The 22,180-nt window shown below is 52.5% G+C and carries 22 protein-coding genes; 16 read left to right on the top strand and 6 right to left on the bottom strand.

Annotated features, from left to right (window positions below):
* The first annotated feature begins 476 nt into the window (after positions 1–476).
* From HDF15_RS06775 to HDF15_RS06755, 5 genes are all read left to right on the top strand, one after another.
* Positions 477–824 (top strand): hypothetical protein, encoded by a 348-nt coding sequence (locus HDF15_RS06775; protein WP_184253964.1) that lies wholly within the window; start codon positions 477–479, stop codon positions 822–824.
* A gap of 81 nt (positions 825–905) precedes the next feature.
* Entirely contained in the window at positions 906–1,523 is a 618-nt protein-coding gene (locus tag HDF15_RS06770; protein ID WP_184253962.1) for a hypothetical protein, read from the top strand.
* Between the two features lie 262 nt (positions 1,524–1,785).
* On the top strand, positions 1,786–2,406 hold the full coding sequence (locus HDF15_RS06765; protein ID WP_184253960.1) for a hypothetical protein: 621 nt from the start codon (positions 1,786–1,788) through the stop codon (positions 2,404–2,406).
* Positions 2,407–2,477: 71 nt separating this feature from the next.
* Complete coding sequence (locus HDF15_RS06760; RefSeq protein WP_184253958.1) at positions 2,478–3,881, top strand: serine protease; 1,404 nt, start codon at positions 2,478–2,480, stop codon at positions 3,879–3,881.
* A 535-nt stretch (positions 3,882–4,416) separates the two neighbouring features.
* Positions 4,417–5,124, top strand: a complete 708-nt coding sequence (locus tag HDF15_RS06755) for a hypothetical protein (protein ID WP_311733050.1) — start codon at positions 4,417–4,419, stop codon at positions 5,122–5,124.
* 326 nt (positions 5,125–5,450) lie between these two features.
* On the opposite strand, the gene HDF15_RS06750 is transcribed toward HDF15_RS06755, so the two are convergent.
* The 3 genes from HDF15_RS06750 to HDF15_RS06740 form a co-directional block, all read right to left on the bottom strand.
* A complete protein-coding gene (locus HDF15_RS06750) occupies positions 5,451–6,167 on the bottom strand; it encodes a DUF2490 domain-containing protein (RefSeq protein WP_184253956.1) in 717 nt (238 codons plus the stop codon).
* Positions 6,168–6,210: 43 nt separating this feature from the next.
* Positions 6,211–6,669 carry a DUF302 domain-containing protein gene (locus HDF15_RS06745; RefSeq protein ID WP_184253954.1) on the bottom strand — a complete coding sequence of 153 codons (459 nt, stop codon included), beginning with the start codon at positions 6,667–6,669 and terminating at the stop codon, positions 6,211–6,213.
* A 67-nt stretch (positions 6,670–6,736) separates the two neighbouring features.
* Entirely contained in the window at positions 6,737–7,246 is a 510-nt protein-coding gene (locus HDF15_RS06740) for a DsrE family protein (RefSeq protein WP_221314311.1), read from the bottom strand.
* Between the two features lie 991 nt (positions 7,247–8,237).
* On the opposite strand from HDF15_RS06740, the gene HDF15_RS06735 reads away from it, so the two are divergent.
* On the top strand, positions 8,238–9,014 hold the full coding sequence (locus HDF15_RS06735) for an alpha/beta hydrolase (protein ID WP_184253952.1): 777 nt from the start codon (positions 8,238–8,240) through the stop codon (positions 9,012–9,014).
* Positions 9,015–9,419: 405 nt separating this feature from the next.
* Here HDF15_RS06735 and HDF15_RS06730 read toward each other — a convergent pair whose 3' ends face one another.
* Positions 9,420–10,952, bottom strand: coding sequence for a GMC family oxidoreductase (locus tag HDF15_RS06730; protein ID WP_409254865.1), 1,533 nt, complete (start codon positions 10,950–10,952; stop codon positions 9,420–9,422).
* A 541-nt stretch (positions 10,953–11,493) separates the two neighbouring features.
* On the opposite strand from HDF15_RS06730, the gene mdcA reads away from it, so the two are divergent.
* The 9 genes from mdcA to HDF15_RS26420 all read left to right on the top strand — a co-directional run bounded on the left by mdcA (position 11,494) and on the right by HDF15_RS26420 (position 18,948).
* Positions 11,494–13,146 carry a malonate decarboxylase subunit alpha gene (gene mdcA, locus HDF15_RS06725; RefSeq protein WP_184253948.1) on the top strand — a complete coding sequence of 551 codons (1,653 nt, stop codon included), beginning with the start codon at positions 11,494–11,496 and terminating at the stop codon, positions 13,144–13,146.
* Positions 13,147–14,067 (top strand): triphosphoribosyl-dephospho-CoA synthase, encoded by a 921-nt coding sequence (locus tag HDF15_RS06720; RefSeq protein WP_260330901.1) that lies wholly within the window; start codon positions 13,147–13,149, stop codon positions 14,065–14,067.
* Positions 14,054–14,350: a malonate decarboxylase subunit delta gene (locus HDF15_RS06715; protein ID WP_184253946.1), complete on the top strand. Its 297-nt coding sequence runs from the start codon at positions 14,054–14,056 to the stop codon at positions 14,348–14,350. The genes HDF15_RS06720 and HDF15_RS06715 overlap by 14 nt, the downstream gene beginning before the upstream one ends.
* On the top strand, positions 14,347–15,231 hold the full coding sequence (locus HDF15_RS06710) for a biotin-independent malonate decarboxylase subunit beta (protein ID WP_184253944.1): 885 nt from the start codon (positions 14,347–14,349) through the stop codon (positions 15,229–15,231). The genes HDF15_RS06715 and HDF15_RS06710 overlap by 4 nt, the downstream gene beginning before the upstream one ends.
* Positions 15,228–16,052, top strand: coding sequence for a biotin-independent malonate decarboxylase subunit gamma (mdcE, locus tag HDF15_RS06705; protein ID WP_184253942.1), 825 nt, complete (start codon positions 15,228–15,230; stop codon positions 16,050–16,052). The genes HDF15_RS06710 and mdcE overlap by 4 nt, the downstream gene beginning before the upstream one ends.
* A 1-nt stretch (position 16,053) precedes the next feature.
* Positions 16,054–17,001 (top strand): AEC family transporter, encoded by a 948-nt coding sequence (locus tag HDF15_RS06700; RefSeq protein WP_184253940.1) that lies wholly within the window; start codon positions 16,054–16,056, stop codon positions 16,999–17,001.
* Positions 17,002–17,171: 170 nt separating this feature from the next.
* Positions 17,172–18,104 carry an ACP S-malonyltransferase gene (locus HDF15_RS06695; RefSeq protein ID WP_184253938.1) on the top strand — a complete coding sequence of 311 codons (933 nt, stop codon included), beginning with the start codon at positions 17,172–17,174 and terminating at the stop codon, positions 18,102–18,104.
* A 28-nt stretch (positions 18,105–18,132) separates the two neighbouring features.
* The gene (locus HDF15_RS06690; protein ID WP_184253936.1) at positions 18,133–18,579 is read left to right on the top strand and encodes an OsmC family protein; all 447 of its coding nucleotides are present in this window, start codon (positions 18,133–18,135) and stop codon (positions 18,577–18,579) included.
* A 54-nt stretch (positions 18,580–18,633) separates the two neighbouring features.
* Positions 18,634–18,948, top strand: coding sequence for a universal stress protein (locus tag HDF15_RS26420; RefSeq protein WP_184254379.1), 315 nt, complete (start codon positions 18,634–18,636; stop codon positions 18,946–18,948).
* A gap of 64 nt (positions 18,949–19,012) precedes the next feature.
* On the opposite strand, the gene HDF15_RS06680 is transcribed toward HDF15_RS26420, so the two are convergent.
* Together HDF15_RS06680 and HDF15_RS06675 are read right to left on the bottom strand one after the other, a co-directional pair.
* Complete coding sequence (locus HDF15_RS06680; protein WP_311733049.1) at positions 19,013–19,690, bottom strand: hypothetical protein; 678 nt, start codon at positions 19,688–19,690, stop codon at positions 19,013–19,015.
* Positions 19,691–19,744: 54 nt separating this feature from the next.
* Positions 19,745–20,635, bottom strand: a complete 891-nt coding sequence (locus tag HDF15_RS06675) for an AraC family transcriptional regulator (protein ID WP_311733048.1) — start codon at positions 20,633–20,635, stop codon at positions 19,745–19,747.
* Positions 20,636–21,198: 563 nt separating this feature from the next.
* Between HDF15_RS06675 and HDF15_RS26200 the strand changes: the two genes are divergently transcribed.
* On the top strand, positions 21,199–22,176 hold the full coding sequence (locus HDF15_RS26200) for an AraC family transcriptional regulator (RefSeq protein ID WP_184253932.1): 978 nt from the start codon (positions 21,199–21,201) through the stop codon (positions 22,174–22,176).
* Positions 22,177–22,180 lie beyond the last annotated feature (4 nt).

The raw sequence follows: 22,180 nt of genomic DNA, 5'->3' as shown, positions 1-22,180 counted from the left end.
CAGGAGGACGAGCATTCAAGTGGCATCTCGGGGCTCAACGTCACAACAATGCCGATGCTCTGGGAGATTCTTCTGGTTCGGTCACCGGCGTGAGGCTTCGAAACCGAACGCGATCTGGCAGGCCGATCATGCGCAACCAGAATCAAGCTCGTTCGAGAAGAACCGTACGGAACGGTTGGCATGTCTGAATCCTCTTCATCGTTACACCGAGGTCAGTTCCACTGTGCGTCTCATAGGAACATGTGTCTCCACTGCGACCTTTGATGAAGTTTCTTATTAATCAGAAATTTCTAAGACTCCTCCGCAAATCTTGCGTATAGTTTTTTCACTGAGCGTTTAGGTTAGCGTTCAGTCATCTAAATCGAACATTCAAGATAGAGAAAGAGGGGAAATATGTCGAGCACCCCCAAGTTCAGAGCCCCCTCAATTTGAGGTTGACCATAACCAAGGGAAAAAACCTGGAAATTATTGGTTATTTGGCCGACCCAGAGAATTCCAAGGCAATCAATAACGGATTGAATGCAGTAGGAACAGTACATTTTGCGCGTTTTCTTCCAGACTCTGGGTTCCTCTTGGGGAACTCACAGACTCTGTGGGTCCTGACCGAGTACGACGGCACTTTCGACCAGTACATTCAAGACTTCGTTAACCAGATGGGCCCGGTCTTCGACAAGCTGCTCTCCTTCGTCGTGGATCCCCCACCCTTGCCCGTGGAAAGCCATATCGAGGCCTTCGAAAAGTGGGTCGATGCTCACAACGAAAAGAGCAACCTATACTCGGCCTACCCCACTTTAACGGTGCAAACAATCCTGAATAACAGCTAACTGCCAGCTTAAATAATCGCCAAAACAATCTACGCAGGGCCCACGTACATCGGGGCCCTGCGTGTGTTAAGGAGTCACCTATTGGATCGTCCAAGTTCGATGCTGAGCCATCACTTGGTTCAACTGTACTGGTGGGGGATGCTCGACTTGACTGAAAGTTCTGTTCTTAGCGACTTTCTCGCAACTGCCAGCGATGGCGCCTTAAAATCGATGATCGTTTACGTCGGGCGCTCCTTGTCGGAAACGCAGGAGCCGGTAGCAGAGGAGATCGTAGCCCGCTTACAGATGCTTTGGGATTACATCCTGACCTCAGACAATGCCAGGAAAGATAGCAAGGTGTTTGCGAATTTTGGCTGGTGGTTCAATACATCGTATTTCGACGACGCGTGGGCTCTAGACCGATTGCATTCAAGCCTTGTGCTGGCGGGGGGCCGCTATGAACCCGCTTTCGAAGCGTTGTCACGGCTTTCGAGGTTGGCTGAAGTTTATCCAAGCCTTGTTCTCTATTGCACGCGGGTCATCGTGCTCACGGAACGCGAATACGTGGACCTGTGGACTGTCGATTTGAGTAACATCCTCAGGACGATCCTTGGATTGGGTAACGCTGAGCTTACAGCGGAAGCTACGAGCTTAATCAACGAACTCGGTAGCAGGGGTTACCTAACGTATCGTGGTCTGTTAAAGGTATCCGCAAACTAGCTAATCGTTCGCTAGTTGTCAGGAAGGATTAATGAGAGCGCTAAACGTGGAGGGCACAGACTTACAGATGCAAGCGCAAGGAACAAAGTCTCCATATAGGAGTGAGAATCCAGTGAAGTGTTATCGAACCCAAGTTGTAACTCTAGCCCAATGCGGCTACTGAGTGCATCAGTGATAAGAAAACACACCCAAATGTAGCCCCTCGTAGTATGCTGATCCGGACATCCACAAGCATTCTAGAGGTCTGACCATGTTCCTCCAAATGGCTTCCGGCGTAGCTCTTGGTCTGCTCCTTGGAGCACTGATTGGGCTTTCTCAGTCTCCTATTGCAACAAACGTAGCGGGGGCACTCACCGGCGCCTTAGCCCTGTTTCTCGGACTCAGCACAAAGGGCGAGAGTGGCGGCCAGTTGCCGACTACATTGCGGGCATCCGCGGCCAAGACTTGCGGTTTTGGCGTCGCGTGTACCCTCTCGGTCGTACTCTCGCTTTATGCGCGAACTCACAATACGTTCAGCACTGCGGTAAAGCCGCAGATCGATGAACTTATTGGAGCCGGATTCACGCAGGATGAAGCGCATGCCTGGGTAGCTTATAAGAATGCGGGTTTGCTTTTTCGAATGAATCGAGAAATGACCGCGAGTGAAAGTGACAAGCGAGCTCAGACTGCTGAATCGATTCTATTTTCCGATCCTGGCGTGGATCCATGTTTCAATTTCGATCCTAAGAGAATTGCAGGCGTAGACGCTCGAGTTGCGGCAATGCGCAATAGTGGACCACGATTTCTCGCGCTCGCAGAGGCGATTAGCAAAATGGATCCGGCAACGAAGGAGGCAGTCATGAATGGGATGAGCCAACTCTTTTGCCCCAGAGGCACCCCATAATGAGAATGAACATGCATCTAAGACGAAGACTTCGAATCATATGCGAAGTCTTCATTTTGGCAAGTACGCTCGTGCCCACTCAAGCACAGAATTTTAGGGTTGCAGCCCCATCTGTTCTCAGGATTACGGCAGTAAATTGTTCTGGAGGAACAGGTCTTCTTGATGGTAGAACAGCTACGGCGTTTATTTGGCGCGATAGGAGTACTGCAGTCACCGCGCTACATGTAGTATCTGGCTGCTCTACCATCAATGTTTGGTACCAAGCGCGCGCAACCCAGAAGAAAGCATTTATCTCAAAGGTCTATAAGGATGGCGATCTAGCGTTGCTTACGATTCAAGAAGCATTGCCAGCCGTGCCTTTGATGGAGAGCGTCCAAGCCCCAACGGTGATGGAGCAACTTCAGGCTCTAGGGTTTCCTCTTCAAGCTCCCACGATGAGTAATACATCACTTCGCCTACGTTTTGGTGGACGTACTCTCGATGACATTGTCCCATCCTCTGTTAGGGCTCTTCTGTTGTCAGCCAAATCACCTTCGCTCAGTTTGCCGATTACTAACATTGAGGGTCATCTAGTACCCGGACTCTCCGGGGCTCCGATTCTCGATAGCCAAAACCGAGTTGTCGCGGTAGGGGATGGTGGTCTTGAGAATGGAACAGTCGGAATCAGTTGGGGAATCCCGGCACAAGCATTACAAAGATTAGTGGCATCAACCGAGACGGTCAATTCCACATCCTTGTCAGAGCCGCCGAGAGCGCTTTTTGCGGCCGAATCCGAATCGATGAATCGCGGTGAGGTTTCCTGCTCGGGCATTACACTCACACATCTGCGAACAGTATCATTTTCAAGCATTGCTGCTTCTACAGACGATCCTCTTGGGCTTCAGCAACTCGTAAACTATTTCAACGTAGACCCAAAGGGTTTTCAATACGATGTGTATCAGCATCTGGCGTCTGGAGCTACAATGGTGGTTCCAGCGGGAGCAACGTTGCAATCAGGTGCAGACGGCTGCACTTACACGAGCGACATCGCGCCCGACGTTGGGATTCGACTCCAAATTGCTTCAGTAGCCAGTGATGCACAGATAATCCCGGTCGCGACAAGTCAGGAACTCACTGCTGCCGGCGGATCGGGCCAGAACTGGGTATCTGACAACGCGTTCACGAACGTTACCTCTCAGACCCGAGTTGATGGCCTAATCGTGAGGCGAAAGGGTTTTGTGCATCTCAATCCTGCCCTCATTGGACCTAGCTCACTTCCCCAAGATAAATACCTTTTTGAGACTCTTGCGGTTAGAAACGGATTCGAAATCAACGCTTCCGTTCTCAACGATGATTCAACGGTCGAAAATAATAGAAAGGCCTTAGTGTGTCGTTTGATGCCGTCAATCGATGGGTGTGCAAGCATCAACCGCATGACGGACGAGTGGGTCAAGTTCGTTATTGCGGTTCATCTCGCGACATTCCCGATTGGATAAGAGGTATTTCCGTTTACATTCGCTAATTTGGACTAAAAGTTGAACCTGTACACCATTGTTGACCACGGCTGCTCACCAACATTTGCCACCGTTCAACAATGATGGCGATGCGGGCTGGTACGAAGGCATAAAATTTCAGGGTAATGACAAGGTGTAACGTCTCGAGATGGTGAAATCCTTGTGTATCCAGAGACCATAAGGCTGAGTTTCGATATTCAGGGCTGGGACTCGGGCCGAAAGAAGTGATAGGCGGTTATTACCTTGTCGCCTTCATCCGCTGAGGCTTTATCGCCGCTCGGACTATATTGTCGACGCGGGTTTGCAAGCCGATTCCTGAAGCCTTCAGACTTTCCAGCACATCCGGGGACGCGGAATAGAGACAGGGCCCTTTGTGAGGGCGTTCTGTAGTCCTATTTTTTATTGATATGACAAGGGAACTGCCAACTGAGCAATCGGAATGGTAAATGAAGATAAGCCTACGGTGCTGTAACCCTGCTTACCATTTCCTGATACTCTCAATGCAAGGTATAGACCGGTGGCCACAAAACGTAGTAACACCACCATCAACATCGATCCCAGGATCTCTCGTTACGCATCCCCCTTGCCTCGGGTTATGGTGGGTGCAAGCAAGAAAATCGGCGACTACCTCCGGCAGACGCCTACCCGTCGCGCACTTGCCATCACGTTTGAGAATTCGCACGAACTCGCCGCGGTCGAAGAGGTTTATCGCCACGTGGGCGAGATTCTGCCGCAGCTTATCCGATTACGGCAGCAGGAGAAGATCTCCAAGATTGTCGACGCCCTTCTGCCGGAGATGGCTCCATCCCGCTCAGCGCTGATCCAGGCGCGTATGCAGGTCGAGGCAATGACTAAGATTCTGGAGAGCGGCGACTACCTTCGCGCAGCCGAGATCGCGAAACTCGCTGGTTACAGCGAGAACAACCCGAGCGCGCAGACGAGCAAATGGAAGCGCGATAAGACCATCTTCACCGTTGAGAGAAACGGCGTTGACTACTTCCCATTCTTCGCGCTCAATCCAGAGAAGAGCTACAAGCCGTACCCAGCCGTCGGCGAGGTTCTTGATGCCTTTCAGGACACAAAGAGCGGCTGGGGCCTCGCATTCTGGTTCGCAGGCCTGAACAGCTTCCTGAACGACCAGCGTCCGCAGGATCTTCTTGCTACCAAGCCCGCGTTGGTGATCTCTGCCGCAAAAGACGCGATGGCGGAGCTGCAGCATGGCTAAGCCGTTCAAAGTTAGAGCCGCCTGAATCGCTGCAAGAGACTCTGATCGAATGGGACGTAGGAAAGACACTGTACCGAGTTCACCGTCAGCGCTACCAATCCAAAGTCTTCAATCCAACTCTCCAGGCCGTAGTCCTTCAGTCCTTGTCTGTATTCAGTAGATCAATTACTGCACTGATCTTCACAGCCATCAATAAGCCTTTACCGTGCGATAAGAAAATGTCATTTAAATACAAAAGAATTTCATAATTGTAGTCTCATAATGATATGCAGCACTGGCAGGATTCGTCATCAGTGAAACACGTTCCATGCGAGAGCTGAGACGCCTCATTGCTTATGTCTTGGAAAATAGAGATTGAGGATCAATCCTGCAGCGTTAATCTGCTGATTGGGCCGAGGTCCCGTGTTGTTATCGTGTTCGTAATAGGGATCGAGATCGAGGTGTCTGCCGAGTGGCAGCAAACAGCCTGTGTAGAGGCGTGTATTACTCCACTTGGCATACCTGCTGGTATGAAGGAATTCAACGCTAGCATAAGGCCCGGGATGATAGGAGTGAATTGTGAAACGGCGTTCCATGGTCAATCGATTGCGGTAGCGCCAGTCAAAACTGCCAACGGTCCAATCGATATCGGCGCGGTTCTGGTCGGTAACTAATATGCGTGCCCAGAAAGGCAGATGGACTCCTACAACTGGTTCGACTCGACTAGTTGTAGGTTTGCCCGGATAGATTAGTGCCCGGTAGCCCACCGACATCGTGAGGGGCACCGATTTTGTCTCGTCGAGATTAAAGAGTGTGATCTCTCTGAGGATGCGGATCGGTTTCAGGTAGAACTCAATGCTGGGCCCTAACTCCGTGCTAATGAGTCCACTATCGTCCAGCGTCCGTTTATCCTGAAACACGAGGCGAACATTTAAGTTCAAACCGACATGAGCATCTAATTCGGGCAAAGACTCGGTCATCGCCGACGTTTGTGCGTGCCCAAGACTACACAATAGTAATGCGAGGGACGCTACGGTGAACCCTCGACCGAGAATGCGCTTCATTATTTGTCCTGGAGCGCCTACGTCGAGTTGCCAGACCGCGTAATTACTCTGCAGCGCTATCAGCCAGCGCTTTGACGGCAGAGATATTTTGCACGAGGTTTTGCGGCAAATTGTGTCTCTCTTTTAAGTATTCGGGGCTATTGTAGGAGAGCCAAACCTTTCCCTGACTGTCCTCCCAGACAAGAATCTTCAGCGGGAGATCAAGAGCGATGCTGGGAGCGGCAAGCATCGGAGGCGTTCCTCCCTTGGGATTGCCGAAGATCAGAAGTTTAGTGGGTGGCATCGTTATGCCTACCTTTGCAGCTTCTCCGCTGTGATCGATCACAGCGAAGAGGGTGATCCCCTTCGATTGGAGAATACCCTTGAGCTTGTCGACGGTCTGGTCGACCGAGTGATTGCTCGCAACATTGATAATTCCATTCTTCGCCTGAACAGGGTTATCAACTCCCCATGCCGGCACAACAAATGCTAAGAGTAGTGGAACGAGGTGCCATTGTTTCATGATTTATCTCCTGTACTATCAAATCAAATTGTGGTTGCATCGAGGAGCAAGGCGATATGGTCAGTTATCACTGATAAATGAGGGTGTAACCCTGCTGCTCCAGTTGAGTAACTCTGATCATCGCGTCGGTATCGACCTTCACTCCGGAAATTAGATCTGCATTGCCCCAATGATTGGCTTGGGCGGTGGCACCACATAATTCAACCTGGACACCCTGCTTCATCCATCCGGCGATAAGTGTTCCGTAGGGGTTACCCGTTTTAACATGACGGTTGATGTTATAAGCCTCGTCATTCAGCACGAAATAGGCAGCATCTCCATGAAGAACGGCAACAATCTGACCTTTGGTATTCCCATCGCGGAAATCATTGGCCAGCAAATTGAGGTCTCCGATGACAAATGGCATATCGCCAAGATAAACGGCATGGCCGATGTCGAACACAACATTAGCTTTTTCTAACTTTACGGGAATGTCTACATGAAGGGAGGGTTCGGCGTGATTCTGCCCGCGCGCTGAACTTAGGCTAAGGGAAAGACAGGCGATCAGTATGGCCGAAAAAGATCTGTTCTTAAACATAAGATTTATCCTCGCATTGCTTTCTAGTTGGTTCGGGATCATCGACGAGCTTTTGAACAAGTGTTTAGCAATAGAGCTGATATTTCGAAGAGCATATTGACAGGTTGAGGATGTATATATTGTGTATTCCAAAAAGCTGTGGCGTTGCCACGTCGTACTCTTCACCTTACGGCTGGTCTCGGTGAAAAATAGAGACGGCCCTCGCCGAGTTCCATTTGTCTTTAGTTGCTTCTGGATTTCGTTAAAGACTCCATCCCTCCATGTTCTTCAAGAACAGGCCGTGCGACTGACTCCTGCGTTGCAAAGTTCCTGGAACGAATTGGCTTCGAGGGATTGCCCGTTATCAGTGAGGCGAGATGGAGAGATTATTTACACAATTCTCAAACAGCGTATCAGCCTCTCGTTCTCAAGGATCCCTATAGGTATTACCCTCTGCGAATACAAGTAGTGTAGAAAAATGGAGGAACAGAGTCTTTCGTGATCGAATCAGGACTTGCGGAAATGCACGGTCATAATTTGTAGCACCGCGAGGGTTCCTTCCAAACGCTGACGAGGTTAGCGGGTGCAGATTCCTGAAAATGAAGTTAGTGCCTCGGTAGCTAGTCATACCGCCGCCGACGCCCCGTTGGGACGTCTTTTCCGTGGGGCTTATCTCAGTCTTCAGGCAGGTTCCAAGGGATAATTCCTGCGTCACCAGGGTCCGAGAAAGAGTGCGATACAACAGGATTCATGATCGTGCATTTATCCAAAATGTGGTTCGATCACGAAAGACTCCCTTTCTTTCTGCTCTTACACTAGCTGTGATTGCAGATGGCGAGTCCGGACGGGACGGGACGAATACGAGGTCTAAGTAGCGTCGAGAATGGCATAAGCGATCTACATCGCTTACAAACCACGTCTCCATGATGCTTATACGATCCGTATGGTGAAGTCTGACTTATTCCAGAGCCCATAGCTTCCGCGATCAATATCATTTGGAGGAACCACAGTGGTGAAACAAGTCTCAACATTTGCGGCGGGATTACTCGCGTTCATCGCTCTGTCGGAAGTTAAGCCTGTGTTCGCGCAGAACGTTCCTGTAAAGAATATTGTCCTCGTGCATGGTGCCTGGGTCGACGGGTCCGGATGGAAGCCGGTTTACGATATTCTTGTCAAAGATGGGTATAAGGTTTTCGTCGTGCAGGAACCTCTTACTTCATTCGAGTCCGATGTAGCCGCGACGCGACGCATTCTTGCTATGCAATCTGGGCCAACGGTGCTGGTCGGTCATAGCTATGGGGGAAGTGTGATTTCGCAAGCTGGTGCCGATTCCCACGTGGTGAGCCTAGTCTATGTCGCGGCCCATATGCCCGATGTCGGGGAGAGTGAATCGGCGGATGGCAAGAAATTTCCTAGTGATCTAGCTAAATCTCGATTCATCAAGTCCACAGCTGACGACTTCAACTATCTCGATCAGACCGCCTTCGCTTCATACTTCGCTGCGGACCTTCCTCTGGCTCAAGCTCAGTTTGAGGCGAACTCGCAAATATTGACTTCAATTTCGAACTTTGCTGGCATCGTCACGACGCCAGCGTGGCGCAGTAAGCCGAGTTGGATGATCGTTGCTGGCGCCGACCGGATTATCAATCCGAAGCTCGAGCGCTGGTACGCTAAGCGAGCCAATAGCCATACATTGGAGATCGCCGGTGCGAGCCACTCTGTGTACGAGTCGCATCCCAAAGAGGTCGCGGCGATCATCGAAAAGGCAGCGCAGGCAGCTTCCCGATAGTATTCACTGTCTAAGGGAAGCCTGAACTTGGATAGCCAGGGCACAGGCTTTACATTTTTACCTTTTGAGCGTATTGCCTGTAGACCAATATTCGAACCATTACCGAAACCGAGAAAGATAATCCATGTCTTCTCAGCACTGTAAACGATGTTCCGAAGGACGCGAGGCAGGGATGGATAATATGTTGATGAGGCCAGAGCTTTGTGCCTGATGCCTAGAAGCTCTTCTGCACGTTCCAAGGTCGTTGGAGTGGGCAGGAGAAGCTTCTGCACCTTATTTTGCTCGACAGCAAGAGAGGACAGCAAGCCTGACTAGCAATTTGACCCTTTCAAGGGATAGACAGAATAAAAAAGCCGATCCAAATACTATCGCGGAAGGACAATTGTGATTGCTGTATCCGAAACGTTATACGCCATGGCAGCTTCGTATGGCGTCGCTTGCGCGCTCTCCAATCACCACGGAAGGTGCCATCGTGTTGCCTGTGGTGATCCGGGGAAGCACCGAAGCATCGGCAATTCGAAGTCTCTGCATTCCATGTACCAACAAGTCACCTCCGACTACCGACATGTCGTCCTTACCCATCTTTGCCGTGGAACTCTGGTGCCAGAAAGTTTGTACGGTACGTTGGAGATAGTCTTCCATGCCTGTATCGTCGAGCTTCCCGGGTTCCAGTTCGCAACCAGAGAATGCTCGCATCGAAGGTGAGTTTCCTAATTCGCGACAGAACTTGAGGGCGGTGAGGGCAGCAATCCTGTCCATGGGATCGGATAAGAGGTTTGGCTCGATACGCATGCCGTCCGTGGCATGCGGACCGGTCAAGAGCAGTTGGCCCCGGCTTCGAGGCTGAAGCACGGCTGACCGAATTCCCCAGATCATATTCTTTGGTCTACCTCCTCCATTCTCGGTGGCAAGAGGACGTGCAATCAGGTACGCAGCTACGTCCGGCGCAAGTTTCTCAGGAGCGCTCTTCCACAGGGCAATAGCCTGGGTCAACACAGAAGTCGATTTGGGGGCCTCCGGCGCTTCCCAGAGGCAACCCGATAACGGATGGTCCTGGAGGTTCTGGCCAACACCGGGCAGGTGATTCATGACAGGTATACCAAAGCGGACGAGCTGGTCGCGTGGACCAATTCCGGACTGCATCAGCAGCTTTGGAGTTTGTATTGCTCCAGATGACACCACAACCTCTACACCCACTTGTACAGTGACTACTTTCCCCAGATGAATGAATTCCACACCTGTTGCCTTGTTGTCAGAGAAGAGGATCTTCGTGACGATTGCCCTTGTCAGTACGGTCAGATTGGGACGGTCCATCATGGGATAGGTGTAAGAGCGAAAGATGGACTGGCGGCTTCCATCACGCGCATTCAATTCGGCTATCGAGCAACCGCCAGCGGATTCCATCAAAGGACCATTCTGTGAGTCGAATTGTGGGATTCCGGCAGCCACTGCTGCTTCGAGAAAGGCGGGTGCTAGAGGTGCGTTGGAATTGGGAGTTATATAAACCTGCCCCTTGTGTCCGCGGTAATCAATATCGGCTTCTCCGCGCCAGTCCTCGATCCGGTGATATAGTTTGCGGACAGCTTCGTGGCTCCAGGCCGGATCCCCGGTACATTCTGCGAAGAAGTCCCAGTCACTCTTGTGGCCTACTAGCCATACACACGCGTTGATGCTGGAACCTCCACCAAGGACCTTGCCCATTGGGTATGGGAGGGTGCGCCCTAGAAGATGCTTTTCTGGCTGTGTTTCAAACTGCCAGGCGAGATCTGATTTGAGAGTCGACGGCCACAGATTGGGATTTGTGCAGGAAGGCAAATCATCAGTTCCTCCCGCTTCCAGCAGCAGTACCTTCACGTTCTCATTCTCTGCAAGTCGTCGAGCTATGACCGAACCGGCACTGCCAGCTCCACAGACCACAAAGTCGTATGCGCTCAACATATTCTCAGCTAACCGCTGCTGATTCTGAGCCACTCGTATCGAGAAACTCGCATTCAAGTCAGATATTTCAAATGGTTCCATCAGGAAAACGTCCTCGCTTTATTCCATTATCTATAGAGATCCAGCATACTGCGCACCTGGACTTACCGCTACAAGCAGCGCAACCGTAACCAAGGCCTGACCGCCGTGCAGCGACAAAGCTTTAACAAAGTGTGATCCGATCTTCTCGGTCCACACTTTATATTTACCGCCAACGACTTGACCCGCTCAATCCACCCACAAGGAGAATCCCGGGTCGATGGAGCGGGGCGTTTGAGTGGTGTTCGATCGCTGTTAGTTTAGTCGCGAATTTAAATGAGATCCTATGTAGGGAATTGGAGCGGCAGCAGCCCTCTTGCAAGACATACTGCGATTTAGGGACCCAACTTACTCCTTTTGTGAAATAGTTACATTTCGCAAATTCAGTTAGATCGCGAAAGACATAACTTTATCTCTCTCCTTAGAATTCACTCAATCATAGATATGACGGGAGAGCGAGACCATGAGTGTTCAGGCGATTTCCGTGACGAGAAGTTGGTCTACGCGTCACGCCGAAAAGAAAAGGCGAATGGAGGCCGTCCGCACATGGATGGATGGGCCGATATTGCAGGCGGATCGCATTCTCGATGCACTGCACCTACTCATTCAGTCTGGTGACCGCATCGTGATCGAAGGCGACAATCAAAAGCAGGCCGACTTTCTTTCTCGTTCTTTAGCCAAAGCCGATCCCAAAAAGCTGCATGACCTGCATCTGATTATCTCCAGTATTAGCAGGCCGGAACACCTCACCCTCTTTGAGTTGGGAATAGCGAAGAAGGTTGATTTTGCCTTTGCGGCCTTGGGTCTCCGTGTAGCGCAGTTACTCGAAGATGGTGTTCTTGAGATTGGCGCTATCCATACATATGTCGAGCTGTACGCTCGTCTGTTCCTCGATCTGACGCCGAATGTTGTATTGGTGTGCGCAGAAGAGGCGGACAGGGAAGGCAACTTATACACCGGACCGAACACGGAAGACACGCCGGTGATCGTTGAGTCGGCCGCCTTTCACGATGGGATTGTTGTTGTGCAGGTAAACCGCATCGTTGACAAGCTTCCCCGTGTCGATATCCCGTCTTCGTGGATTGATGTTGTCGTTGAATCAGACCGTCCCTATGTGATCGAGCCGCTCTTTACCAGGGATCCTCGGAAAATTACCGACCTTCAGATTCTCATGGGGATGATGGTGATCCGTGGCGTCTACGAGCGCCACCAAGTTCACTCACTTAATCACGGCATCGGCTTCTCTACCGCAGCGATTGAGCTCTTGCTGCCGACCTATGGTGAATCGCTCGGATTACGTGGAAAGATCTGCGAGCATTGGGCGATCAACCCGCATCCGACCTTGATTCCGGCGATTGAGAGTGGCTGGATAAAAAGCATTCACTGCTTCGGAAGCGAGGTGGGGATGAGTGACTACATTCGCGCTCGCCCCGACATCTTCTTCAACGGCAGCGATGGCAGCATGCGTTCGAATCGTGTCCTCTGTCAACTCGTGGGCCAGTATGCAATCGATGCCTTCATCGGGTCTACATTGCAGCTTGACGGAGATGCCAACTCCTCCACCGTAACGGCTGGGCGGATCACCGGCCATGGTGGCGCGGCCAACATGGGGCACGATCCTCACGGTCGACGCCACGCGAGTCCAGCCTGGCTTGATTTGAAAGCGGATCCAAGCCCCATGGTCCGTGGACGGAAGATAGTGGTCCAGGCGGTAGAGACCTTCGTGAAGGGAGACACGCCTGCGTTTGTCGAGACCCTGGATGCTGTCGAGGTCGGCAGGAAAGCGGGGATGCCAATCGCGCCGGTAATGATATACGGAGAAGACGTCAGTCACGTGGTCACCGAGGAAGGAATTGCATACCTCTACAAGACTGAAGGAATCGAGGAGCGGCGGCGGGCAATTGCAGCTGTAGCCGGAATCAGTCCGATTGGCCTTCGTGCAAAACCAGAGGAGACTGCTGCTCTTCGGCGAAGAGGTGTCGTCGCCTATCCCGAGGACATCGGTGTGCAACGGCTGAGCGCCAAGCGCTCGCTGCTCGCGGCGCGAAGTATGGAAGACCTGGTTGCCTGGTCGGGCGATCTGTACAAGCCACCCGCGCGTTTCAGGAGTTGGTAAATGCAGACAAGCGTCTTTATCACCAACGACCCTGCTGCGCGTATGCACAGCTTGAAACGTACAGATCAGCTTGCTGCTCTAGCACGTGAGGCCTTAGTGGAAGAGGCTGAACTTACACCGAAGCCCGGGCTCGTGGACCGGCGCGGTCCTGGAGCTCACAAGGATCTGTCGCTCGAAGTGATGTTGCGATCCGCGGCAGCCCTCGAACCGTACTTTGCTGCGATGGGTTTGGTCAGTGAAGGCCGTGAGCTGAATCGAGGCCTGCGCCAGGAACTTGCCGCGATTGGCCGCCATGCCGAGTGTGCGATGTATGCAGCCACCCGGGGGAGCAATTCGCACAAGGGGGCCATTTGGATCCTCGGTCTTCTTGTCGCCGCAGCTGCGCACAGAGAGGGGCAGGCGGCGCGAGAGATAGCCGCTGCCGCCGGTTCCATTGCTCGCTTTCCGGACCGGGCTCAACCTGAGCTGCTTACTCACGGTGACATCGCTCGCAACCGTTATGGCGTCCCCGGTGCTCGGGGAGAAGCTGCGAACGATTTTCCTCACGTCATAAATCATGGCCTTCCCGCGCTGCGTAGGCAACAGGCCGCGGGCTTTCAGGAATCGGTCTGCCGGCTCGATGCGCTGTTCAGCATCATGTCTCATCTGGACGACACCTGCGTTCTCTATCGTGGAGGTGTTGAAGCTTTGCAGGCCACAAAATCGGGTGCACGAGCCGTTCTCCTTGCAGGCGGATCCAGCAGTTCAAACGGGCAAGACGAGATGCGCAATCTCGATCGGGAGCTGGTCGCGAGGCATGTGTCGCCAGGGGGAAGCGCCGACTTACTGGCCGCGACCATCTTCCTGGATCGTGTCGAGCGCCACTCATGTGAAGTCCGAAAAAACCAGGGTAAATGGGAGGAAAGAGATGGAGCAGCTTAAATTCGATTATCCCTCGGCGAACCGACGGGTTAGCAAAAAGGCACATGTCGGTGTCGTCGGATCTGGCGATATGGAGGTTCTCATGGAACCTGCAGAAACCGGGTCGGCCCATGTATCGATTCAGACCAGCGTCAATGGATTTGGAAGCAGCTGGAAGGCAGTATTGGATCGTTTCTTTGCGAGATTCGATGGCGCTGTTCGCATTCATATCAATGATGCTGGAGCCACGCCCGGCAGCGTGATGCTACGGCTCGAACAGGCTGTGGAGGTAATCGAACAATGAGCATCGCGACTGTCATTCCGGCATTTGTCACTCGGGAAAGCTTCATCGAGTTGGAGGCAAGAGAGAGGGCGCAGGCTCTGATGGACCCTGGTTCCTGGCGGGAACTTGTCGGCCCCTTCGATCGTATCGAGTCCCCATGGCTCCCCATGCAAAGCATCGCACCGCAATCCGACGACGGGTGCGTCGTGCTCAAGGGTACAATCGCCGGCCAGTCCTCTGTAGTCATTGCGCTCGAAGGGGGATTTCAGGCCGGCAGCATCGGCGAGGTGTCCGGAGCGAAGATGACAGCTGCCCTCGACCTGGCTACGCGCGATTCGCAAAACGGCAAAAAGACAGCAGCTGTGTTGCTGCTTGAGACTGGCGGCGTACGGCTGCAGGAAGCCAACCTCGGACTTGCGGCGATTTCTGAAGTGATGGCATCGATCTTTGCGCTACGGCAGTATGCCCCGATCATCACCGTGATTGCGGGAACCGTCGGATGCTTCGGCGGCATGTCCCTCGTCGCGGGGATTTCGAGCTACATCCTTATGACGCGGGAAGCTCGACTTGGCCTGAACGGTGCAGAGGTGATTGAGCAGGAGTCCGGAATCGAGGAATTCGACTCCTCGGATCGTGCGCTCATCTGGGCAATCTTTGGAGGTGAACAGCGTGTGGGTATGGGTGTTGCCGATGAACTCCTCCAGGACGATGCGAAGGAGATTGCCGCAGCCGTCCAGCGGTGCCTAAAAGCTGGGCTGCCCGCCGTGCATCGTAGCCAGCAGATTGACCTCTATCGCGACCGCATTGCGGCACTTGACACCTCACAGCAGATCGAGCCACTCACTCTGAGAAAACGTTGGGATAGCAAACAAGCCAAGGCAAAAGAAGGGAGTGCGCGATGAATAAGCAGGTGGGACTCCGCGGCAAGGCATGGTTCCAGGCGTTAACCGGTGTGGATTCGCCCATGGGTGGTGATCCCGGGTCCGTACTTACAGCGGATACCGAGCTCGGCGAAGACACAGCGCGATTTCTCTGCGTTGTACCGGATCCGAAAGCCCGCTTTCCATGTGTTCGGCGCGGTGAGGTGGGCCTCGAGGAGGCCTATACTCTGGCAACTCGTGTGCGTGAGGTCATCGATCACGGCGAGAACCTGAAGAAGAGACCCATCGTCGCCATCGTAGACGTGAAGAGCCAGGCCTATGGCCGCCGCGAAGAGACAGCTGCTATCTTTCTGGCCGCAGCGACTGCGGCTGATGCCTACGCCTCTGCGCGTATAAAGGGACATCCGGTCATCACTCTGATTGTGGGGCACGCTTTCTCTGGAGGCTTCCTGACACATGGCTACCAGGCCAACCGCATTCTCGCTTTTGATGATGACGATGTTGTGATCCACGCTATGCACAAAGAAGCAGCCGCCCGCATCACGCTTCGATCGGTTGCGGACCTTGACCGGCTCGGCCATGAGGTTCCTCCAATGTCGTATGACGTACGCGACTACGCTCGGCTCGGCCTTCTCCACAAACTGCTGCACATCCAAGATCCCGACACTCCTGCGCCGGCCACAGTGGCACAAATCCAAAAAGAACTGATCGATGCAATTGCGGATGCGCGAGCGGGGTCAACGGATCTTCGCAACCGACTCGAATCCAAGGGTGCACGAGAGATGCGCAAGGCAGGATTGGCGGCTCGTGCATACATGGAAAAGCAGTGGAGCGGGGTATGACATGACCAAGGTGCTTGCCAACGCTTTGGTGCCTATCTTTTTCGGCCTGATTCTTGGCTATGTCGCGGGACTTCGCGGCATGATGGACAATCAAAATATCAAGACGCTTATCACCTTCGTGATGAGCGTCGCCGTTCCTTCTTCGCTTTTCCTGGCTATTGCCAGAACACCGCGGGCGGCGTTGCGTGAGCAGGCCTCTACTGCTCTCGTGCTGGCCATTGTTTATGTTGTTTTGTATGCGGTCAGTTTCTTTTGGACTCACTCCAGAGAAGGTCTTTCCGTATCTGATAGCTCAGTGGTTGCCCTGACCCTTGGCTTTCCAAACGTGGCGGCGGTAGGCCTGCCATTGCTCGCATCTGTCTTTGGTCCACGAGCCGCGGTTACGGTGGCAACATCTATCGCAATCGGATCCATCACCGTTTCTCCAATTACGCTGGCAATTCTTGAAGGAAGCCGGCGCGACTCCGGCGGAGCTTCTGCGTTAACGCATATTGGCATTTCCTTGATCCGTTCCTTCAAGAAACCTATTGTTTATGCTCCCCTGCTCGGAATGGCGTTCTCTTGTGCCGGCTTGAACCTTCCTTCCTACGTTGATCGATCTTTCGCTGTGATGGGATCGGCGGCCGACGGTTCTGCTCTCCTCCTTACCGGTCTGGTCGTCTCTGCCCAAAAAATCGAGATCCGGGGAGGCACACTCCTTGCAGTCTTTTTTAAGAATGCGATCCAGCCGGCCCTTGCTATCGGAATTGCCATGCTTATCCATCTCTCGATTGACCAGATGCGTTACGTGACCCTGATCAGCGCCATGCCCTGTGGCTTCTTTGGTGTTGTGTTTGGCAGGGACTTTGACTCAAGCCCCAGGCTCGCCAGCTCCAGCCTGATTGCTTCGTACGTGATTGGGGTGGGCACGCTGGCTGCCTGGATCGTGATCGTAAACCATCTTGGCTGAGGTAAGTGGCGCATGCAGATTTCAGAAATCGACAACTCGCGGGTACACGACCTACTGCAGATTCGTCCGGAGTTTCTCTCTGACGGCTTCGCGACTGAGCCCTTGTGGGTGAGAGAGACACTCACTTCATGCCCTTGGACTGAGCGGCCTCACGCCGTGGTGACTTCCCGATGAGCGTCGCCTTTATCTTTCCCGGGCAGGGAACGCAGTCATCCGGAATGCTCCACCATCTGCTGGATCATCCTGCGGCCATCCGTACGCTCGACGAAATCAGTGAAGCACTCCATTTTGATGTACGCGATCTCGACAACGAGCGGTGTCTCGAATTTACCGACGCTGTACAACTTGCATTGTTCGCTGCGGGGGTTGCTACGGCCCGCGCGCTTATCGCCGAAGGCGTCCGGCCCGCGGCGGTAGCCGGTCTCTCCGTCGGCGCATTTGCCGCTGCTGTGACCGCTGGCGTTCTGGAGTTGCGAGACGGAGTTGAGCTGGTAAGCCTGCGCGCGAAGGAGATGGCAAAGCTCTATCCCACAGGCTATGGTCTTTCGGCCATCGTGGGTCTCACTGAATGTCAGGTCGAGGCCATCGTACGTGCCATCACTTCAGAACAAACCCCGGTATTCGTTGGGAACATCAATGCTCCGCGCCAGATTGTCGTTGCCGGCTCTAACCCGGCAATGGATCGGGTATTGGACGAAGCTCTTCGCCAAGGCGCCGGCAAAGCAGTACGGCTGCATGTTTCGGTTCCTTCGCATTGCCCCTTACTCCAGCCTGTGGCGGATCTCCTGGGGAAGCGAATTTCCGCGATGAACCTGACTGCACCACAAATGACTTATGTCGGAAACGTAAACGCTCGAGCCATGCGCACAAAGGAACTGGTTGCGCATGATCTGGTAAATAGTATTGCTCACGGAGTCCGCTGGCATGATGCAACAACAGTTCTGCAGGAGCTAGGCTGCAATCTTTTTTTCGAGATGCCTCCTGGACATACGCTCAGCGACCTTGCTAACGAGAACCTCTCCGGAGTCAATTCAGTGCCGGTCAAAGCAGCCGTGCTGTCCAGAGTCTTGCGCCTGGCCCAACAAGAGGAAGCCAACACGTAGAGATCTTCTATATGTAGGAGTAGAGACTATGTCCAGAAATGTATTCGTAAAATCCGAATCTCAGAAATACGCTCAGAACATCACCATTGGCCCTCATGTCTTACGGTCCGACGAACCTCCTGAAATAGGGGGCAATGATGTAGGTCCCAACGCGAACGAGCTTCTCATGGCCTCCCTGGGAGCGTGCGCCACCATCACTGTTCAAATGTACGCAGAGAGAAATCAGTGGCCTCTTCAGGGGGTACAGGCCGCCTTGTCATACTCGCGAGTTCTTGCTGAGAATATCGCTGAATCTGGCGCGAAGATTGTCATGGTGGACCAAATTGAAATGGAGATTTCTCTCACCGGGGATCTGTCGGAAGAGCAACAACGCCGATTGTTCGACGTAGCCGGCAGATGTCCGATTCATCGCATGTTGGTCTCTCATATTCAGATTCAAACAAGACTTGCACCTGGTCCTGTTCTGCGGCCTTAAAAGTGCGATCTATTTGCAGACAAAACCGTCTAGGAGAGAGGGGGAAGAGGTACTATTCTGGAAATTAAACTAATCCTTTGTCCTGTTGATTTCTCGGCAATCTCGGTAAGAGCCTATCGCCATGCGCTGTCAATGGCGGAGCACTATCAGGCAAAGTTGGTGGTGTTGCATATCGTAGAGGAATGGCGGCATCCTTTGGCCGATTTTGCTGGCTCCGCGGCAGACTTAACAGATGTGGCTGAAACTTCAAGAACACCAAATCTCAGTCTTTCGATCTCGCAAAGAAGAACGATTGAACCGTGCCAAGATATTTCATGTTCTCGTGATGCCTGCCATTCTTCTTGGAGTGCTGTGCATGGCAAAGCGTGAAATTAGCTGTTGCGAATCTGATGGCGAGAAAACTAGAATCTCACTCGATCTGTTCCATTCGCGGCTAGCCCGTCGTCCGTGTGAGTTTGGTCGATGAAGCGCATCGCGGACTGTGGCCATAGAATTCTCCTTCCACGTGGGCGGGCGTAAAGCTGGTCGGAAGCTTCCAAAGCGACTTAAAGAGCGTATCGAGTTCGGGGCGTAAGGAAGATTTTTCTTCAACGACACGATGGCCTTGACCGAGCGCGTCGGCGAGCAAGATCAAGTTGGATAAACGCTTCGGAATGGGGACAGCGTGCGGGCCGAAGTATCGAAAATCTTCACATAACAAGGTTCGCGCATTTTGATAATAGGGATAACGCCCGACATCGCTCGCGGCATATGCAGGGTCGGCATGTAGACCTGTTCTGCCCGTATGTTGCAGCGTTCCGGTGGTGCGGCGAAAAATGTAGAGGCAGTCCGGACGGCTTCGAAACTCTCCCCGAGAGCTATAGTAGTCCTGCGGGTCGAGAACGCGTGACACGACCGCGGCGTAGATCACGGCGCCAAGAGGGTATTCCTCGCGATTGGCAAGGGCGCGGCTGGTGATCCCAACGATACGATCACCGGGCTGTGCCGTGCGCCGAATCGCTGGCTTGCAGATTGATAATGTGAGCAGCGGGTGTCCGTCGGCAGACGGCGGCGCGCACGGTGCGCCGCCTCTGTCTGATGTCAACTTGTATATGTATGTTCGCAATAGCACTCTCGGTAGAATTCTCTATGAAAACTTGCGGACTCTCTTGAACTACTGACCCTGTTATTTGGGCAAGCAATTTGCGCGAAAAGATGAAGGGCTGACGCCTACGATTCTTCGAAATACGCGAGCAAAATGGCTTGGATTTTGAAATCCGGCCTCTAATCCCGCATCCAGAATATTAAGCTTGGGGTTGCAAAGGTGTCGCTTTGCATGTTCGATCCTCTGTTGAACGAGGTATCGATGCGGGGCAAAGCCAGTACTTTGTTTGAATAATTCCGAAAAGTAATGTGGACTCATGCCGGCAATCGCCGACAGTTGCGACAAACTTAAATCTGATCCCATGTTTTCAGCGATGTAGTCGAGCACCTGCTTCAGACGATATCCGGACAAGCCTCCTTTGTAGGCAATAGGCGTGCGTTTCCAAACGGCATAGCGACTCAGAAGGTACACTGCCAAGGCATTGGCAAGCGATTCTCCATAAATAATCCCCGCCGGAGAATTCTCGACAAGGTCGGATTGCATTTCTGACAGCAGCATTGAAATATGTGGATCGCTCAGTCCCCAACGTTCCATCAATTCAATATCGACTTCGTGTGCGGTTTCTTCTAAAGCATTTGTAAGCAAACACGGGTGAATCGCAACTGCCAGTCGCTCAGTTTCCCCAAACCAGTTGATTTCATCTACAGTGCCTCTGGGCAACAGAAAAACCTGACCAGGGTGAGATGTGAACCGAAGATTTCTCCCTCCGGTTGCCGCCTCGTACTTGACGACCCCGCGTAATACCATGTGCATGAAATGCTCGGGATGTTGATGGCGAGATACCAGTATTGGTGGGGTCGTATAACATTCCAGTGCCAAGCCCTGCCACTGTATAGCGGTACTAGACAAAGTCGGAAGAGCGTCCAAAAGAGGCTCTGCACACCCTTCACGGACTACTGTAACCCCCGGCACAACGATGCGTGTGGCCCTCGAAGAGCGGGCGCGCCAATCCTCAAGGGAGACTCTACCCAACCGTAAAATGTCGGAGCTAATCGTGAGTTTTATGAGATTGTTCCTCCAGGCACAAAGACAGCTCGCGTGGAGGAATGCGCTGTATCACGCTGCGGAGATTATATCGGGATTCGTGCAGTTCTGATTCTGGAGCCTGCTGTATTGGAAATGGCCCACGTACCTCGAAATGAGATTCGAGATTTCACTGTGTATGCGACCTTTTGCCATCACGCAATTATCGAGAGATAATGCGACCCTCGCAGACCGTAATTATATGATTCCAAACAGTTTGTAGCTGCCCGATACAGGGTCGCTTCGATAGTAGATGTGTCGGTCGGCAATGGATCATCCCCAATTAAAACGGAAGATTTGTATAGGAACGGTTCTTTGGAGCCAACCATATTAGACAGATCCGATAAGTTGAACGACAGACGAAACGGAAGCGGTTTAACACTATCGCTCTCACAAAATTCGATTGGGCCTAACGTTTTTATCTATGCTTCGGCTATTCGGAGGAGGAGTTTGTGAACTCGCAATTGCCCCTCACGCAACTTGATCGATCGGAGTACCGCGACGAAGATGACTCGACGTTTCGTCCTTGTACTCGATTGATTCGGTCCGAATTGGAATGGTTCAATCGCCCCCAATGTGAATTCGTTTCTCCCCATTCTGATTCACAGGTGGCACTCACTCGTTGGCTGACGCCAGCAGGTTCCTGGCCGATTGAACTCTCCTCCAGCGGCGGTGACAACTCTTATGTGCTCACGTTTTTCATTGGTTCACCACGTGGCAAATGGTTTTTTGGTGGCAAGCCATTTTTTGAAGGTCAAGTACCATTGAACTCGCTATGGATCAAAGAGCCGTTTCAACAAGCGCATGCAATTTATTATGGAAGTTCCACAAGCTTTCGGGTGTATCTCCCTCAATCATTGATTTCCGAATGTTATGAGGCGGCTTATGGCCGGCGCCCAAACGCAGAATTGATTTGCTCACCGACCAAAAGCACGGGCGACCGCATACTCAACCGTCTTGTCCGAATGCTTATCGACGTCGATGATGAAAACAATTCTGTTGGACCATTGTTTCTTGACGGCATAAGTTTAGCTCTTGCATCTCGCCTCATTGCGCTGGATTCAAAGAAAATGCATCTGCAAGTTTTCGACAAAGAGCCATCAGCACTAGCAAAGTGGAGGCTTAATCGAGCGATCGACTATATCGAGGCTAATCTATTTAGACCGATCTACCTGATAGAGTTGAGCAACGCTGTGGGTCTCTCGCGGATGCATTTTGCAGCCCAATTCCGGGCGGCAACTGGCTATACTCCGAACCAGTATGTCTTGCGTCGCAAGGTCGCTCATTCGCAGACTTTGCTTCGAGATCCTTCAATATCGGTCGTTGACGTCGCATTGAACCTTGCATTCGGGACACAGGCCCATTTCACAGTTGTGTTCAAGAGCATTGTTGGAAGCACTCCCGCTAACTGGCGAAAACATGTTCGTTGACTTA

The sequence above is a fragment of the Granulicella mallensis genome, from assembly GCF_014203225.1.
GTDB lineage: Bacteria > Acidobacteriota > Terriglobia > Terriglobales > Acidobacteriaceae > Granulicella > Granulicella mallensis_A.
Note: the sequence above shows the minus strand (reverse complement) of the source record. Positions and strands in the feature narration are given on the sequence as shown.

What these genes read in the sequence shown, in the direction of transcription:
- HDF15_RS06765 (WP_184253960.1), top strand. Translation starts at nt 1,786, where the DNA reads ATGGCTTCCGGCGTAGCTCTTGGTCTGCTCCTTGGAGCACTGATTGGG.
- HDF15_RS06750 (WP_184253956.1), bottom strand. Translation starts at nt 6,167, where the DNA reads ATGAAGCGCATTCTCGGTCGAGGGTTCACCGTAGCGTCCCTCGCATTA.
- HDF15_RS06745 (WP_184253954.1), bottom strand. Translation starts at nt 6,669, where the DNA reads ATGAAACAATGGCACCTCGTTCCACTACTCTTAGCATTTGTTGTGCCG.
- HDF15_RS06740 (WP_221314311.1), bottom strand. Translation starts at nt 7,246, where the DNA reads ATGTTTAAGAACAGATCTTTTTCGGCCATACTGATCGCCTGTCTTTCC.
- HDF15_RS06730 (WP_409254865.1), bottom strand. Translation starts at nt 10,952, where the DNA reads ATGTTGAGCGCATACGACTTTGTGGTCTGTGGAGCTGGCAGTGCCGGT.
- mdcA (WP_184253948.1), top strand. Translation starts at nt 11,494, where the DNA reads ATGAGTGTTCAGGCGATTTCCGTGACGAGAAGTTGGTCTACGCGTCAC.
- HDF15_RS06720 (WP_260330901.1), top strand. Translation starts at nt 13,147, where the DNA reads ATGCAGACAAGCGTCTTTATCACCAACGACCCTGCTGCGCGTATGCAC.
- HDF15_RS06715 (WP_184253946.1), top strand. Translation starts at nt 14,054, where the DNA reads ATGGAGCAGCTTAAATTCGATTATCCCTCGGCGAACCGACGGGTTAGC.
- HDF15_RS06710 (WP_184253944.1), top strand. Translation starts at nt 14,347, where the DNA reads ATGAGCATCGCGACTGTCATTCCGGCATTTGTCACTCGGGAAAGCTTC.
- mdcE (WP_184253942.1), top strand. Translation starts at nt 15,228, where the DNA reads ATGAATAAGCAGGTGGGACTCCGCGGCAAGGCATGGTTCCAGGCGTTA.
- HDF15_RS06700 (WP_184253940.1), top strand. Translation starts at nt 16,054, where the DNA reads ATGACCAAGGTGCTTGCCAACGCTTTGGTGCCTATCTTTTTCGGCCTG.
- HDF15_RS06695 (WP_184253938.1), top strand. Translation starts at nt 17,172, where the DNA reads ATGAGCGTCGCCTTTATCTTTCCCGGGCAGGGAACGCAGTCATCCGGA.
- HDF15_RS06690 (WP_184253936.1), top strand. Translation starts at nt 18,133, where the DNA reads ATGTCCAGAAATGTATTCGTAAAATCCGAATCTCAGAAATACGCTCAG.